Origin of the sequence: Microbacterium lemovicicum (assembly GCF_003991875.1) — a bacterium.
Lineage (GTDB): Bacteria > Actinomycetota > Actinomycetes > Actinomycetales > Microbacteriaceae > Microbacterium > Microbacterium lemovicicum.
In genome coordinates, this window is sequence record NZ_CP031423.1 from 1,297,584 (window position 1) to 1,313,744 (window position 16,161).

Here is a 16,161-nt window from a genome sequence, read left to right on the forward strand (position 1 = left end):
CATGACTATCGCAACGACCGCCCCGGCCACCAAGCAGGTCGCCATCAACGACATCGGATCTGCTGAGGACTTCCTGGCCGCGGTCGAGAAGACACTCAAGTTCTTCAACGACGGAGACCTCATCGAAGGCACCGTCGTGAAGATCGACCGCGACGAGGTCCTCCTCGACGTGGGCTACAAGACCGAGGGCGTCATCCCCTCGCGCGAGCTTTCGATCAAGCACGACGTCGACCCGAACGAGGTCGTCAAGGTCGGCGACGCGGTCGAGGCCCTGGTCCTCCAGAAGGAGGACAAGGAAGGCCGCCTCATCCTGTCCAAGAAGCGGGCTCAGTACGAGCGCGCCTGGGGCGATGTGGAGAAGATCAAGGAGAACGACGGCGTCGTCACCGGTTCGGTCATCGAGGTCGTCAAGGGTGGCCTCATCGTCGACATCGGACTCCGCGGCTTCCTCCCGGCGTCGCTCATCGAGCTGCGTCGCGTCCGCGACCTGACCCCCTACCTGGGTCAGGAGATCGAGGCCAAGATCCTCGAGCTCGACAAGAACCGCAACAACGTGGTCCTGTCGCGCCGCGCCCTGCTCGAGCAGACGCAGTCCGAGTCGCGCACCACGTTCCTCAACAACCTGCACAAGGGCCAGGTCCGCAAGGGCACGGTGTCCTCGATCGTCAACTTCGGCGCGTTCGTCGACCTGGGCGGCGTGGACGGCCTCGTGCACGTCTCCGAGCTCTCGTGGAAGCACATCGAGCACGCCTCCGAGGTCGTCGAGGTGGGCCAGGAGGTCACCGTCGAGATCCTCGAGGTCGACCTCGACCGCGAGCGTGTCTCCCTGTCGCTGAAGGCGACGCAGGAAGACCCGTGGCAGGTCTTCGCCCGCACCCACGCCATCGGCCAGGTCGCGCCGGGCAAGGTCACCAAGCTCGTCCCGTTCGGCGCCTTCGTGCGCGTGGCGGACGGCATCGAGGGACTCGTGCACATCTCGGAGCTCTCCGGCAAGCACGTCGAGCTCGCCGAGCAGGTCGTGTCGGTCGGCGAAGAGGTCTTCGTCAAGATCATCGACATCGACCTCGAGCGTCGCCGCATCTCGCTGTCGCTCAAGCAGGCCAACGAGTCGGTCGACCCCAACGGCACCGAGTTCGACCCCGCCCTCTACGGCATGGTCACGGAGTACGACGAGAACGGGGAGTACAAGTACCCCGAGGGATTCGACCCCGAGACCAACGCCTGGAAGGAAGGCTCGGACGAGGCCCGCGAGAAGTGGGAGCAGGAGTACGCCGCTGCCCAGGGTCGCTGGGAGGCGCACAAGGCCGCCGTCGCCAAGGCGCTCGAGGCCGAGGCCAACGCCCCGACCGAGACGTCCAGCGCGTCCTCGTCGTTCGCCTCCGACGTCAACGGCGGCGGAACGCTCGCCGATGACGCCGCCCTCGCCGCTCTGCGCGAGAAGCTCTCGGGTCGTTGATCCGCTGATCGACTCCGGTCGATCGCTCACAGGGCCGGGATCCTTCGGGATCCCGGCCCTGTGCCGTTTCCGGATGCCGCGGTCACAGCATCCTCGGAGAGACGCGCCCTACGGTGAGCAGTCCGAAACGACGGAGGAGACCATGGGATTCTGGGACCGCCTGATGGGCAACGACGACACCGCGCGGCCGGCGCCGCAGCCGGGTCGCGGCGCCGCCCCCGGTGAGGGGGCGCAGAGCGAGGACGAGCGCGCGATCGAGCGCTACCGCTACCTGCTGCGCACGGCACCGCCGGAGACCATCGAGCAGGTGCACGCCGAGGCGTTCGCGCAGCTCACGGAGCCGCAACGCCAGCAGGTGCTCGCCGAGCTCTCGGCGGGGCTCGATCCCGCGGAGCAGCCGCGGTCGACCGACCCGCAGGCCATGGCGCGTGCGGCGACCCGTGCGGAGTACCGGTCGCCCGGGTTCATGGAGCGCACGCTCGGTGGGGGCGCAGGCGGGCAGCGCGGACCAGGGATGGGCGCGATGATCGGCTCGTCCCTCCTCGGCACGGTGGCGGGCTACGTCATCGGCTCGGCCCTCGTGAGCGCCTTCATGGCGCCGGCCTTCGCCGACGGCGGGTACGGCGACGGAGGCTCCGGCGACGGAGGTTCCGGCGACGGGGGCTCGGGCGACGGAGGTTCCGCTGACGCCGCCGGTGCCGACTCGGGCGCCGTCGACGGAAGCTTCGGGGGTGACGTCGGCGGCGGATTCGGCGGTGACTTCGGCGGCGGCGACTTCGGAGGCGGCGACTTCGGCGGCTTCTGACGGCCGCCGAAGTCGGGCGGCGGTGGCCGCGGCATCCGTCACTCGACGGGTCCGGCGCGTGGGATGCTCGTTTCATGTCTCTGATCGCTCTCACCGGCGGCATCGCGTCGGGCAAGTCGACCATCGCGCGGCGGCTCGCCGAGCACGGAGCCGTCATCGTGGACGCCGATCAGATCGTGCGCGACGTGCAGGCCCCCGGGTCACCCGTGCTGGGGAGGATCGCGGCCGAGTTCGGCGATGAGGTCATCCAGGCGGGCGGATCACTCGACCGGGCGGCCCTCGGAGGCCTCGTCTTCGGCAACCCCGACAAGCTGGCACGGCTCAACGCGATCGTGCACCCCGCGGTGCGCGAGGAGTCGACGCGACGGTTCGCCGTCGCCGCGGAGGCGGACCCGGACGGCGTCGTCGTCTACGACGTGCCGCTCCTGGCGGAGTCGCGTGCCCACGACCCCTGGGAGCTCGTCGTCGTCGCCCACGCTCCCGCCGAGGTCCGCGTCGGGCGACTCGTCTCCGAGCGCGGCATGACGGAGGCGCAGGCCCGCGCTCGCGTGGCCTCGCAGGCCACCGATGCCGACCGGCTCGCGCTGGCGGATGTCGTCATCGACACGGCGGGAACGATGGCGGACACCCTCCGCCAGGTCGACGAGCTGTGGGAGAGGATGCCGCGGCTCCTCGCCGCGCGCGCCTGAGGGCCTGCGGCGCGGCGCTCCGGCATCCGGATCTCGCCGTCCTCCGCGCACGGCGAACGCCCGTCCCGATGTCGGAGGGTCGCCGTACCCTGGAACAATGCAGGCGACACGTTCCGTCCGGCCGTTCGAGGTCATCAGCGAGTACCAGCCCTCCGGCGATCAGCCGGCGGCGATCGCCGATCTCGCCGCGCGCATCAACGCCGGAGAGACCGATGTCGTGCTGCTCGGCGCGACGGGAACGGGAAAGTCCGCCACGACCGCCTGGCTGGTCGAGCAGGTGCAGCGGCCGACCCTCGTGCTCGCCCACAACAAGACGCTGGCGGCGCAGTTGGCCAACGAGTTCCGCGACCTCATGCCGAACAACGCGGTCGAGTACTTCGTCTCGTACTACGACTACTACCAGCCCGAGGCCTACGTCCCGCAGACCGACACCTTCATCGAGAAGGACTCCTCCGTCAACGCCGAGGTCGAGCGCCTGCGCCACTCGACCACGAACTCGCTCCTCTCGCGTCGTGACGTCATCGTCGTCTCGACCGTCTCCTGCATCTACGGCCTCGGTTCGCCCGAGGAGTACCTGCGGGCGATGGTGGCCCTGCAGGTGGGGGAGCAGTACGACCGCGACGCGCTGATCCGCAAATTCATCTCGATGCAGTACAACCGCAACGACGTCGACTTCTCGCGAGGAAACTTCCGGGTGCGCGGCGACACGATCGAGATCATCCCCGTCTACGAGGAGTACGCGATCCGCATCGAGATGTTCGGTGACGAGATCGAGGGTCTGTACATGCTCCACCCGCTCACGGGCGACGTGGTGCAGAAGATGGATTCGGTGCCGATCTTCCCGGCGACCCATTACGCCGCCGGCACGGAGACGGTGCAGCGGGCTATCGGCACCATCGAGCACGAGCTCGAGGAGCGACTCAAGGAGCTCGAGTCGCAGAACAAGCTGCTCGAGGCTCAGCGCCTGCGGATGCGCACCACGTTCGACCTCGAGATGCTGCAGCAGCTCGGCTTCTGCTCCGGTATCGAGAACTACTCGCGTCACCTCGACGGTCGGCTGGCGGGCGATCCTCCGCACACGCTGCTCGACTTCTTCCCCGATGACTTCCTGATGGTGATCGACGAGTCGCACGCCACGGTGCCGCAGATCGGCGCGATGTACGAGGGCGACGCGTCGCGCAAGCGCACGCTGGTCGAGCACGGATTCCGGCTTCCGAGCGCCATGGACAACCGCCCGCTGCGGTGGGACGAGTTCAAGGAGCGCGTCGGTCAGACCGTCTACCTGTCGGCCACGCCGGGTCGCTATGAGATGGGCATCGCCGACGGCGTCGTCGAGCAGATCATCCGCCCCACGGGGCTCGTCGACCCGCAGATCATCGTGAAGCCGTCGAAGGGCCAGATCGACGACCTGCTCGAGCAGATCCGGCTGCGGGTCGAGCGGGATGAGCGCGTGCTGGTGACGACGCTCACCAAGAAGATGGCGGAGGAGCTCACCGACTTCCTCGGCGAGCACGGGGTGCGCGTGCGCTACCTCCACTCCGACGTCGACACGCTCCGCCGCGTCGAGCTCCTGACCGAGCTGCGCGGCGGCGTCTACGACGTCCTCGTGGGCATCAACCTGCTCCGCGAGGGCCTCGACCTCCCCGAGGTGTCGCTGGTCGCCATCCTCGACGCCGACAAGGAGGGCTTCCTCCGATCGGGTACGTCGCTCATCCAGACCATCGGCCGCGCAGCGCGCAACGTGTCCGGCGAGGTCCACATGTACGCGGACAACATGACCGACTCCATGCGCAAGGCGATCGACGAGACCGACCGACGTCGCGACAAGCAGATCACGTACAACATGGAGAACGGGATCGATCCGCAGCCGCTGCGCAAGAAGATCGCCGACATCACCGACGCCCTGGCGCGCGAAGGCGCCGACACCGCGGCGATGATGTCCGATCGGAAGGGCCGCGCGGGCGCCACGGGCAAGGGCAAATCGCCCACACCGCGTCTGCGCCGCGAGGGCATCGCCGCCGAGGGCGCGAACCAGCTGGAGTCCACGATCGAGGATCTGACGAACCAGATGCTGGCTGCGGCATCCGAGCTGAAGTTCGAGCTGGCCGGTCGTCTGCGCGACGAGGTGCAGGACATGAAGAAGGAGCTGCGCGCCATGGAGCGCGCGGGACACGCCTGACCTGGGCGCGCGGGCGGGTTCGTCGCGTCGCGCGTCGGAGAAGCCTGCGTCCGATTCCGCAATGAAGCTCGGCGGGCAGCGGGTGATCGCGCCTGGGAGAGCCCGAAGGCGCATCTGCTCGTGGGGACGTGCTCAGGGGCAGTGCATGAGTGGCTTGGGCCCGCTGCGGTCGAACGTGTGCGCCGACATGGGCGCGCCGCACAGGGGGCACGGCCGCTCGGTCCGAACAGGCTCCGGGGTCGTCTCGTAGGGGCCGACCGACGCGGGACCCGCAGCGCGCACGAGCTTGGTGTTGAGCCAGAGGTACCACCCGCCGGCGGCGCGCACCCGCTCACGCAATCGGGGGCGCGGGACGTCGGATCCATCGGGGGTGGCCATGACTCTTAGTGTACTAAACATTCGTGCCATTAGGATGGGGTCATGGATTCGCCCGACGATCTGCTCCGGCTCGACAACCAGGTCTGCTTCGCCATCGTGACGGCCGCGCGGAACGTCGTCGCGATCTACCGTCCCGTTCTCGAGCCGCTGGGTCTCACGCACCCGCAGTATCTGGTCATGCTGGCGCTGTGGGAGCGCGCTCCGCGATCGCTCGGCGAGTTGGCGGAGGAGCTGGCGATGGAGCCCGCGACGCTGTCGCCGCTGATCAAGAGACTTGAGTCCCAGGGAAGGGTTCAGCGTGCGCGGCGACCCGCTGACGAGCGCGTACTCGAGATCACCCTGACGCCCGAGGGGCGTGCCTTGCGGACGGACGCCCTGCAGGTTCCGCAGAAGATCATGGACGCCGTCGGGGCGGACGCCGAGGCGCTCGGCCACCTGCGCGATGCCCTCGCGCCGTTCAGCGGGCGTCGAACGGGAACGTACGCGGCATCCTGAATGAGCACTTTCTCATGAACCTAGGCCGATTCCCAGCTGCATCATAGGCTCGCCGTGGCGCCGTTCCGCCCAGCGTCGTGCAGACGGTCGCCTCCCTTCCGGTTCGAACAGAGGACGCCATCCATGCACTCTCGACCTTCCGTCACCTCCCGCAGATCCCGCGGGCTCCGACTGGGCGCAGGGGCGGTCGCCACGATCGCGGCCCTCGGCGCCGGTCTCCTGGCGGCCCCGGCCGCGCAGGCGGCGGATCCGGTGACCATCGACCTCGTCACTGTCAACGACTTCCACGGACGGATCGAGGCGTCCGCTCCGGCGGGCGGCATCGCGGCCATCGCCACGGCCGTGAACGGCATCCGTGCGAGCAACCCGAACACGATCTTCGCCGCCGCCGGCGACATGATCGGCGCATCGACGTTCACCTCGTTCATCCAGCAGGACACCCCGACGATCGAGACCCTCAACGCCGCGGGGCTCGACGTCAGCTCCGTCGGCAACCACGAGTTCGACCGCGGGTGGAGCGACCTGGTCGGCCGCGTGCAGCCGCTCGCCCTGTGGGAGTACCTGGGGGCGAACGTCTACGACCGCGCCACGGGTCAGCCCGCCCTCCCGAGCTACTACGTCAAGGACGTCGACGGCGTGAAGGTCGGCTTCATCGGCGCCGTCACGAACGAGCTGCCCTCGCTGGTGAACCCCGCCGGCATCGCCGACCTCGACATCCGCGACGTCACCACCGAGGTCAACCGCGCCGCGGCCGAGCTCACCGACGGCACCGACACGGGCCTCGGCGACGGGGGAGTCGGACTCGCCGGCCCCGACGCCAACCTCGAGGCCGACGTCATCGTCCTCCTCGTCCACGAGGGAGCGGCGACGCCCGCCGTCGAGTCGGCGACCGACCCTGCGTCGCCCTTCGGCCGCATCGTGAACGGCGCCAGCCCGAAGATCGACGCGATCGTCTCGGGTCACACGCACCTCGCGTACAACCACCAGATCCCCTTCGAAGGCGGACAGCTCGCGACGCGCCCGGTCATCTCGTCCGGGCAGTACGGCGAGAAGTTCAGCGACATGAAGATCACGTACGACCGCGAGGCCGGCGCCCTCGTCTCGATGGCCAACACGACCTTCGACATGTACACGACGCCCGCCGGATCGACGACACCCGTCGCGAACTACGCCCCGGACGGACCGATCGCCGCCCTCGTGCAGCAGGCCGTCGACGCCGCCGCCGTGCCCGGCGCGAAGCAGCTCGGCACCATCACCGCCGACTTCAACCGCGCGCTGCAGCCCGGCACCGACGCGCAGGGCAACCCCGCCAACGTCGAGAACCGCGGCGGAGAATCCACGCTCGGCAACTTCGTCGCCGACGTGCAGCTCTGGTCCGCGCAGCGGACCGACGCCTCGACGGCGGTCGCGTTCATGAACCCGGGCGGACTCCGCGCGAACCTGACGTTCGCGCCCGACGGCGTACTGACGTACAAAGAGGCGGCGGCCGTCCAGCCGTTCGCCAACACCCTGGTGAACGTGACCATGACGGGCGATCAGATCCGCCAGGCGCTCGAGCAGCAGTGGCAGCCCTCGACCGCCGCCCGGCCGTTCCTCAAGCTCGGCGTCTCGAAGTCGCTGACGTACACGTTCGACCCGGCAGCCGCCGCCGGATCGCGGATCACGTCGATGACGCTGAACGGCTCGCCCGTCGACCCGACCGCCTCGTACCGCGTCGTCGTCAACAGCTTCCTGGCTGCCGGCGGGGACAACTTCCCGGCCTTCGCCGCGGGCACGGCCAAGACCGACACGGGCAAGGTCGACCTCGAGTCGATGGTCGACTACATGGCCGACGCGGGCACCGTCTCACCCGACCTCGCCCAGCGCGCGGTCGGCGTGTCCCTCTCGGCGCCCGGCCCCCAGGGCTACGTCGGCGGCACCTCGCTCACGGCCGACCTCTCGTCGCTGGACTTCACGACGTCCGAGACCGCCGCGGGCACGGTGAGCGTCACGATCGGCGACGCGCCGGCCGTCACCGCGACGATCGACCGAACCCTCACCGTGGCCAACGACCTGACCGGTCGCGCCTCGGTCACGGTGCCGGTGCCGACCGGCGTGTCCGGTGCGGTCCCGCTGACCATCACCACCCCGTCGGGCACGAGTGTGTCGCTCCCGATCACGGTCTACCAGGAGCCGGTGGTCGAGACCTCGCCGACGGTGACGATCGGCTACCCCGGCAAGCTGCTCGTGCGCGCCGGCTCGTCGCTGCCCTACACCGTGCTGGTCTTCGCCTCGGGCGAGACGCCGACGGGCGAGGTCACGGTCTACGACGGGTCGAAGGTCGTCGCCACGGCCGTCCTCACCGAGGCGGACCGCGGCAGGGTCAAGGTCACCGTGAAGGGCCTGAGCCGCGGCCTGCACCTGCTGTCGGCGACCTACGGCGGCAGCGACACCCTCGAGCCGAGCCGGGGGCCCGCCCTCCCGGTGCTCGTCTGGTGATCCTGCAGCGCTGACGAACGAGGCGGATGCCGCGGGCCGGACGGGCCCGCGGCATCCGTCGTTCCTCGCTCGGAGCGAACCCCGGGGCCGGTGTCGGAGGGGCCGCCTAGACTTGTCCGGTGCCCATCGTTCCTGTCGTCGCGCCCGGAAAACTCAGTGTTCGCGGTGCTCGCGTGCACAACCTGAAGAACGTCGACCTCGATATCCCGCGGGATTCGCTCGTGGTGTTCACCGGCCTCTCGGGGTCGGGAAAGTCGAGCCTCGCGTTCGACACGATCTTCGCGGAGGGCCAGCGTCGCTACGTCGAATCGCTGAGCGCCTACGCCCGCCAGTTCCTCGGCCAGGTCGACCGCCCCGACGTCGACTTCATCGAGGGGCTGAGCCCCGCCGTCTCGATCGACCAGAAATCCACCAACCGCAACCCGCGGTCGACGGTGGGCACGATCACGGAGATCCACGACTACATGCGTCTGCTGTGGGCGCGCATCGGCGTGCCCCACTGCCCGGAGTGCGGCGAGGTCATCCAGCGCCAGACCGTGCAGCAGATCGCCGATCAGCTCATGGAGCTGGAGGACCGCACCCGCTACCAGATCGTCGCGCCGATCGTCACGCAGAAGAAGGGCGAGTTCGTCGACCTGTTCCGCGAGCTCGGCGCGAAGGGCTACGCCCGCGCCATCGTCGACGGCGAGCTCATCCAGCTCGCGGAGCCGCCCGTGCTGAAGAAGAGCTACAAGCACGACATCGCGGTGGTCGTCGACCGTCTCGTGGCCGCCCCCGACATCCTCGGCCGCGTCACCGACTCGGTCGAGACCGCGCTGGGGCTCGCCGGCGGGATCATGCAGGTCAACTTCGTCGACGGCGAGGGGGATGACGCGTGGCAGAGCTTCTCCGAGAGGCTCGCCTGCCCGAACGGGCACCCGCTGCAGCTGACCGAGATCGAGCCGCGCACCTTCTCGTTCAACGCGCCCTTCGGCGCCTGCCCGGCCTGCTCGGGCCTCGGCACCCGCATGTCGGTCGACCCCGACCTCATGCTCGGCGACGAGGACGCCTCCATCCGCGAAGGCGTGCTGATCCCGTGGACGACCCAGGGCAAGGGGCTCTTCCAGTACTACGAGCGCCTCCTCGAGGGACTGGCGCGCGACCTGAACTTCTCGCTGGACACCCCGTGGCGGATGCTCCCGAGCGACGTGCGCGAGGCCGTGCTGCGCGGCGAGAACTACAAGGTCACCGTCAAGTGGAAGAACCGGTACGGGCGCGAGATGCGCTACGCCTCCGGGTTCGAGGGCGTGGTGCCCTACATCGAGCGGCAGTACACGCAGGCCGAGACCGACTCTCAGCGCCAGCGCTGGTCGGAGTATCTGCGCGAGGTGCCGTGCCCCGTCTGCGACGGCGCGCGCCTCAAGCCCGAGGTGCTCGCCGTGCTCGTGCACGGGCACTCCATCGCCGACGCCTCGCGTCTCAGCCTGGCCGACGCGCAGGAATGGTTCGCGCAGCTGCAGCTCAGCGACCGCGAGGCGAAGATCGCCGCGCAGGTGCTGCGCGAGATCCGCGCGCGTCTCGACTTCCTCATCCAGGTCGGGCTCACCTACCTCAACCTCGGACGCTCCGCCGGCTCGCTGTCAGGTGGCGAGGCCCAGCGCATCCGCCTCGCGACACAGATCGGCTCCGGTCTCACCGGCGTGCTGTACGTGCTCGACGAGCCGTCGATCGGCCTGCACCAGCGCGACAACCGCCGTCTCATCCAGACGCTGGTCACCCTCCGCGACCTCGGCAACACCCTGATCGTCGTCGAGCACGACGAGGAGACGATCCAGGCGTCCGACTGGGTGGTCGACATCGGACCCCGGGCGGGCGTGAACGGCGGCAGCGTCGTGCACTCCGGGCCCATGGACTCCCTCCTGACCGAGCGGGAGTCGCTCACCGCCGACTACCTCACCGGGCGCCGCGAGATCCCGACTCCGAAGAAGCGCCGGCGCATCGACAAGAGCCGCAAGATCACGGTGGTCGGCGCGCGCGCCAACAACCTCCGCAACGTCACCGTCGACTTCCCGCTCGGCGTGCTCACGTCTGTCACCGGAGTGAGCGGATCGGGCAAGTCCTCCCTCGTCAACGACATCCTGTACGAGGTGTTGGCGTCGCGCCTCAACGGCGCCCGCCGAGTGCCGGGCAAGCACACCCGCGTCACGGGCACCGACGAGCTCGACAAGGTCGTGCACGTCGACCAGGGCCCGATCGGCCGCACGCCGCGCTCGAACCCCGCCACGTACACCGGCGTCTTCGACCGCATCCGCACCCTCTTCAGCGACACCCCCGAGGCGAAGGTCCGCGGCTACCAGCCCGGACGCTTCAGCTTCAACGTCAAGGGCGGCCGCTGCGAGGCGTGCTCGGGCGACGGCACGATCAAGATCGAGATGAACTTCCTCCCCGACGTGTACGTCGACTGCGAGGTGTGCCACGGCAAGCGGTACAACCGCGACACGCTCGCCGTGCACTACAAGGGCAAGAACATCGCCGAGGTGCTCGAGATGCCGATCGAGGAGGCCGCGGACTTCTTCGAGCCCATCCAGGCGATCCACCGCTACCTGCGGACCCTCGTCGACGTCGGTCTCGGCTACGTCCGCCTCGGCCAGTCGGCCACGACCCTGTCGGGCGGCGAGGCGCAGCGCGTCAAGCTCGCCACCGAGCTCCAGCGCCGCAGCAACGGCCGCAGCATCTACGTGCTCGACGAGCCGACCACCGGCCTGCACTTCGAGGACGTCCGGCGCCTGCTCGAGGTCCTCAACGGCCTGGTCGACAAGGGCAACACGGTCATCGTCATCGAGCACAACCTCGACGTCATCAAGTCGTCCGACTGGATAATCGACCTCGGCCCCGAGGGTGGCGCCGGCGGCGGGCAGGTCATCGCCACCGGCACGCCCGAGCAGGTCGCGCGGGTCGAGGCGAGCCACACCGGCGGGTTCCTCGCCGAGGTGCTGGGCGGCGGCCAGGCGGTCCGCAAGGCGGGCTGAGCGTGGCCGCACAGCTCTCGTACCGCCCGAAGCCGGGGGAGATCCCCACCAATCCGGGCGTCTACCGCTTCCGCGACGCCGACGGGCGCGTGCTCTACGTCGGCAAGGCGAAGAATCTGCGCGCCCGGCTGTCGAACTACTTCGCCCCGCTGCGGTCGCTGCACGAGCGCACCCGCCGGATGGTGACCACCGCGGCATCCGTCGAATGGACCGTCGTCGACAGCGACGTGGATTCGCTCCAGCTGGAGTACATGTGGATCAAGGAGTTCGATCCGCCGTTCAACGTCCGCTACCGCGATGACAAGTCCTACCCCTTCATGGCGATCACCCTCGCCGACGAGGCCCCCCGGGTCATCGTCACGCGCAACCACCGCATCAAGGGTGCCAAGTACTTCGGCCCGTACCCGAAGGTATGGGCGGTGCACGACACCATCGACCTGATGATCAAGGTCTTCCCGATCCGCACCTGCAGCGACGCGTCGTACAAGAAGGCCATGCAGTCGGGCCGCCCGTGCTTCCCCGGGCAGATCGGACGCTGCGGCGGACCCTGCTCGATGAAGGTCACGATCGACGAGCACCGCGCGATCGTCGACGACTTCATCTCCTTCATGTCCGGCGGCGACGAGCGGTTCGCCCGCGCCCTGACGGCACGGATGAAGGAGGCCTCGGCGGCGATGGACTACGAGGCCGCCGCGACCTACCGCGACCGGCTCCAGGCCATCGACGCGGTCCTCAAGCGCAGCGCGCTGGTGCTGGCCCCCGATACCGACGCCGACGTCTTCGGCATCGCGGAGGACGAGCTGTCGGCCGCCGTGCAGCACTTCGTGATCCGCGGCGGCCGCGTGCGCGGTGTGCGGGCCACGACCATCGACAAGGAGCTCGACATCGCCGGGGCCGACCTCGTCGACCAGGTGCTGCAGCGGGCGTACGGGGATGCCGCGGCCGCGGACATCCCCCGGCAGGTGCTCGTGCCCACGCTGCCCGACGACGCGGCGGATCTCGAGCAGTGGCTGCGCGACCGCCGCGAGCGGCCCGTGTCGATCCAGGTGGCGCAGCGCGGGCGCAAGGCCGACCTGATGAAGACCGCGAACCTCAACGCCCAGCAGGCGCTGATGCTCCACAAGACGCGGCGCACCAGCGACTACGTCGCCCGCTCACAGGCGCTCACCGACCTCCAGGAGGCGCTCGACCTGGCCGAGGCGCCGCTGCGCATCGAGTGCTTCGACGTCTCGCACCTCAGCGGCACGAACGTCGTCGCGTCGATGGTGGTGTTCGAGGACGGCCTGCCGCGCAAGGACCAGTACCGCTCCTTCGGCGTGCCCGAGACGACCGACGACACCGACTCGCTCTACCAGGTGCTCACACGGCGTCTCGCCTACCTCGACCGGCCCGAGGAGGGGGAGGAGCTGCCCGATGTCGAGGCGGTCCTGGCCGCCGGCGTCTCCGACGGCGAGGTCGTCACCACGCGCAAGAAGCCGCGCTTCGCCTACCGGCCGCAGCTTCTCGTCGTCGACGGCGGCAAACCCCAGGTGGAGGCCGCGGCGCGCGCCCTCGCAGACGCCGGGCACTCCGAGATCGCCCTGTGCGGCATCGCGAAGCGACTCGAGGAGGTGTGGATGCCGGGGGAGGAGTACCCGGTGATCCTGCCCCGGACGAGTGAGGCGCTGTACCTGCTGCAGCGGCTGCGAGACGAGGCGCACCGCTTCGCCATCACCCACCAGCGGCGGCGGCGCAAGCGTGACATCTCCAGCGTCCTGGCGGAGGTGCCCGGTCTCGGAGACACCCGCATCAAGGCGCTGCTGCGCCACTTCGGCTCGGTCTCGGCGCTGCGCGAGGCGACGCCCGAGCAGATCGCCGAGCTGCCGGGCATCGGCCCCAAGCTGGCGGCGACCGTGCACGCCCATCTGTCGGAGGGATGAGTCGGTCCTCCGGCGGGTGGGTAGGCTGGGGGAGAAGACGGGGGACACATGAGCGAGGCGGAGGACCGGCAGCCGGGTGAGGTGCTGATCGTCACGGGCATGTCGGGAGCGGGTCGCTCCACGGCCGCCAACGCGCTCGAGGACCTCGATTGGTACGTCGTCGACAACCTCCCGCCGCGCATGCTGAAGCCGCTGCTGGAGCTGACCGAGCTCGCCGGCGGCGCCGTGCCGCGCGTGGCGGTCGTGGTGGACGTCCGCGGGCGCGACCTCTTCACCGAGCTGCCCGCCGTGACGCGGGCCCTGCGCGACGCGCGGCAGCTGCGCGTGCTCTTCCTCGACGCCTCCGACGACGCGCTCGTCCGCCGCTTCGAGTCGGTGCGCCGCCCGCACCCGCTCCAGGGCGACGGCACGATCCTCGACGGCATCCGCCGAGAGCGGCAGCGCCTGGCCCCCGTGCGCGAGGGCGCGGACGTGCTCGTGGACACCTCGGCGCTGAACGTGCACCAGCTCTCGTCGCGCATCGTCGAGCTCTTCTCCGAGGAGGGAGCCGCCCGGCACACGGTCACCATCATGAGCTTCGGCTTCAAGTACGGTCTGCCCACCGACGTCGACATGGTCGCCGACATGCGGTTCCTGCCGAATCCCTTCTGGAACGAGGCGCTGCGTCCCCTGACGGGCCAGGATGCCGCGGTGCAGGAGTTCGTGCTCGCACAGCCGGGCGCGACCGAGTTCATCGACGCCTATGCGAGCGCACTCACGCCCGTGCTCGCGGGATACCAGCGCGAGAACAAGCGGCACTCGGTGATCGCGGTGGGGTGCACGGGCGGAAAGCACCGCTCCGTCGTGACGGCCGGCGAACTCGCCGAGCGCCTGTCGTCGCAGCCGGGCGTGGCGGTCCGCGTGACACACCGCGACCTCGGTCGCGAGTAGGCTGGACCCTCGTTCCGACCCCGAGTCGTCTCGCCCCATGCCCATCTGAGACTTGAGGAGTCCCGTGCCGCTGACCGCCGACGTGAAGGCCGAGCTCATGGCCGTCCGCGACCTGCGGCCCACCGCCCGGGTCGCCGAACTGACCTCCCTCCTGCGCTTCTCGGGAGGGCTGCACTCCATCGCCAACCGCGTCGCGGTGGAGGCGGAGCTCGACTCCGACGCCCTCGCCCGGCGCACCGCACGCGACCTGATGGAGTTGTACGGCGTGCGCCCCGAGCTCGTGCACGTGCAGGGTTCCGGCCAGCGCAGCGGCAGCCACTACGCCGTGCGCGTCATCGAGGGCGGTGAGACCCTCGCCCGGCAGACGGGCCTCCTCGACCAGCGCCGCCGCCCCGTGCGCGGCCTCCCGAACAAGCTGACGACCGGCTCGCGCGGCGATCTGTCCGCCGTCTGGCGCGGTGCGTTCCTCGCGTCCGGCTCCCTGAGTGAGCCCGGGCGCTCCGCCGCGCTCGAGATCGCGTGCCCGTCGCCCGAGGCCGCCATGGCCCTCGTCGGGGCCGCCCACCGGCTGGGCATCCCCGCCAAGGCGCGCGAGGTGCGCGGCGTGCCGCGCGTCGTCGTCCGCGACGGCGAGGCCATCCGCCAGACGCTCGCCGAGATGGGCGCGAAGCGCACCGCCGGCGAGTGGGATCAGCTCCGCCAGCGGCGCGAGGTGCGCGCCGGGGTGAATCGGCTCGTCAACTTCGACGACGCGAACCTGCGCCGCTCCGCCCAGGCCGCCGTCGCCGCCTGCGCCCGCGTCGAGCGCGCGCTCGAGATCCTCGGCGACGAGGTGCCCGACCACCTGAAGGAGGCCGGCGATCTGCGCCTCGCGCACCGCGATGCCAGCCTCGACGAGCTCGGCCACCACGCCGACCCTCCGCTGACCAAGGACGCCGTGGCCGGCCGCATCCGGCGCCTCCTGGCCATGGCCGACAAGAAGGCCGAGCAGGACGGCGTGCCCGACACCGAGTCGGCCGTGCCGGTGGGTGTCGAGGACTGAGACCTCCGGGCGGGCGGACGCCGCGGCGTCCGATATCGCCCGTCATGCGGGGAAGCAACCCCTGCTCCACCGCGTTGCCCCTCACTAGGATGAACACGTCACCCTCGCCGCGCCGAGGAGCCTCGGCCCGGCGCCGACCGGAAGAAGAGAACATGGCGATCTACACGCTGCCCGACCTCCCCTACGACTACGCCGCGCTCGAGCCGCACATCAGCGCGAAGATCATGGAACTCCACCATGACAAGCACCACAAGACGTACGTCGACGGCGCGAACACCGCGCTCGAGAAGCTCGCGGAGGCCCGTGACAGCGGCGACCTCGCGAACGTCAACAAGCTGGAGAAGGACCTGGCCTTCAACCTCGGCGGCCACGTCAACCACTCGATCTTCTGGACGAACCTGTCGCCCAACGGCGGAGGCGAGCCCGAGGGCGAGCTGGCCGCGGCGATCCAGGAGTACTTCGGCGGCTTCGCCAAGTTCCAGGCGCACTTCACCGCCGCCGCCACCGGCATCCAGGGCTCCGGCTGGGCCGTGCTCAGCTGGGACTCGATCGGCCAGCAGCTGATCATCCAGCAGCTGTTCGACCAGCAGTCCAACACCGCTCAGGGCACCGTGCCGATCTTCCAGCTCGACATGTGGGAGCACGCGTTCTACCTCGACTACCTCAACGTCAAGGCGGACTACGTCAAGGCGGTCTGGAACATCGCCGACTGGGCCAACGTGGCGCAGCGCTTCACCACCGCCCGTGAGAAGACTTCGGGCCTGCTGGTACTGTCATAGCAA

12 protein-coding genes are annotated in these 16,161 nt (G+C 69.8%); 11 read left to right on the plus strand and 1 reads right to left on the minus strand.

Going from position 1 to position 16,161, the window contains the following annotated elements:
* The first annotated feature begins 1 nt into the window (after position 1).
* The 4 genes from rpsA to uvrB all read left to right on the plus strand — a co-directional run bounded on the left by rpsA (position 2) and on the right by uvrB (position 5,129).
* Positions 2–1,456 (plus strand): 30S ribosomal protein S1, encoded by a 1,455-nt coding sequence (gene rpsA, locus CVS47_RS06035; protein ID WP_127095286.1) that lies wholly within the window; start codon positions 2–4, stop codon positions 1,454–1,456.
* Positions 1,457–1,598: 142 nt separating this feature from the next.
* Positions 1,599–2,261 (plus strand): hypothetical protein, encoded by a 663-nt coding sequence (locus CVS47_RS06040; RefSeq protein WP_127095287.1) that lies wholly within the window; start codon positions 1,599–1,601, stop codon positions 2,259–2,261.
* Positions 2,262–2,335: 74 nt separating this feature from the next.
* Complete coding sequence (coaE, locus tag CVS47_RS06045) at positions 2,336–2,950, plus strand: dephospho-CoA kinase (protein WP_127095288.1); 615 nt, start codon at positions 2,336–2,338, stop codon at positions 2,948–2,950.
* Positions 2,951–3,047: 97 nt separating this feature from the next.
* Positions 3,048–5,129: an excinuclease ABC subunit UvrB gene (gene uvrB, locus CVS47_RS06050; protein ID WP_127095289.1), complete on the plus strand. Its 2,082-nt coding sequence runs from the start codon at positions 3,048–3,050 to the stop codon at positions 5,127–5,129.
* A gap of 132 nt (positions 5,130–5,261) precedes the next feature.
* Here uvrB and CVS47_RS06055 read toward each other — a convergent pair whose 3' ends face one another.
* Entirely contained in the window at positions 5,262–5,507 is a 246-nt protein-coding gene (locus CVS47_RS06055) for a hypothetical protein (RefSeq protein ID WP_127095290.1), read from the minus strand.
* Between the two features lie 42 nt (positions 5,508–5,549).
* Here CVS47_RS06055 and CVS47_RS06060 point away from each other — a divergent pair, with 42 nt between their 5' ends.
* The 7 genes from CVS47_RS06060 (at position 5,550) to CVS47_RS06090 (ending at position 16,158) form a co-directional block, all read left to right on the plus strand.
* Entirely contained in the window at positions 5,550–6,002 is a 453-nt protein-coding gene (locus tag CVS47_RS06060; protein ID WP_127095291.1) for a MarR family winged helix-turn-helix transcriptional regulator, read from the plus strand.
* A 123-nt stretch (positions 6,003–6,125) separates the two neighbouring features.
* A complete protein-coding gene (locus CVS47_RS06065; RefSeq protein WP_127095292.1) occupies positions 6,126–8,480 on the plus strand; it encodes a 5'-nucleotidase C-terminal domain-containing protein in 2,355 nt (784 codons plus the stop codon).
* Positions 8,481–8,599: 119 nt separating this feature from the next.
* Positions 8,600–11,488 carry an excinuclease ABC subunit UvrA gene (uvrA, locus tag CVS47_RS06070; protein ID WP_127095293.1) on the plus strand — a complete coding sequence of 963 codons (2,889 nt, stop codon included), beginning with the start codon at positions 8,600–8,602 and terminating at the stop codon, positions 11,486–11,488.
* A 2-nt stretch (positions 11,489–11,490) separates the two neighbouring features.
* Complete coding sequence (gene uvrC / locus CVS47_RS06075; protein WP_127095294.1) at positions 11,491–13,407, plus strand: excinuclease ABC subunit UvrC; 1,917 nt, start codon at positions 11,491–11,493, stop codon at positions 13,405–13,407.
* A gap of 48 nt (positions 13,408–13,455) precedes the next feature.
* Complete coding sequence (rapZ, locus tag CVS47_RS06080) at positions 13,456–14,337, plus strand: RNase adapter RapZ (protein WP_127095295.1); 882 nt, start codon at positions 13,456–13,458, stop codon at positions 14,335–14,337.
* 64 nt (positions 14,338–14,401) lie between these two features.
* On the plus strand, positions 14,402–15,379 hold the full coding sequence (whiA, locus tag CVS47_RS06085; protein ID WP_127095296.1) for a DNA-binding protein WhiA: 978 nt from the start codon (positions 14,402–14,404) through the stop codon (positions 15,377–15,379).
* Positions 15,380–15,531: 152 nt separating this feature from the next.
* On the plus strand, positions 15,532–16,158 hold the full coding sequence (locus CVS47_RS06090) for a superoxide dismutase (protein WP_127095297.1): 627 nt from the start codon (positions 15,532–15,534) through the stop codon (positions 16,156–16,158).
* The last annotated feature ends 3 nt before the right edge of the window (positions 16,159–16,161 follow it).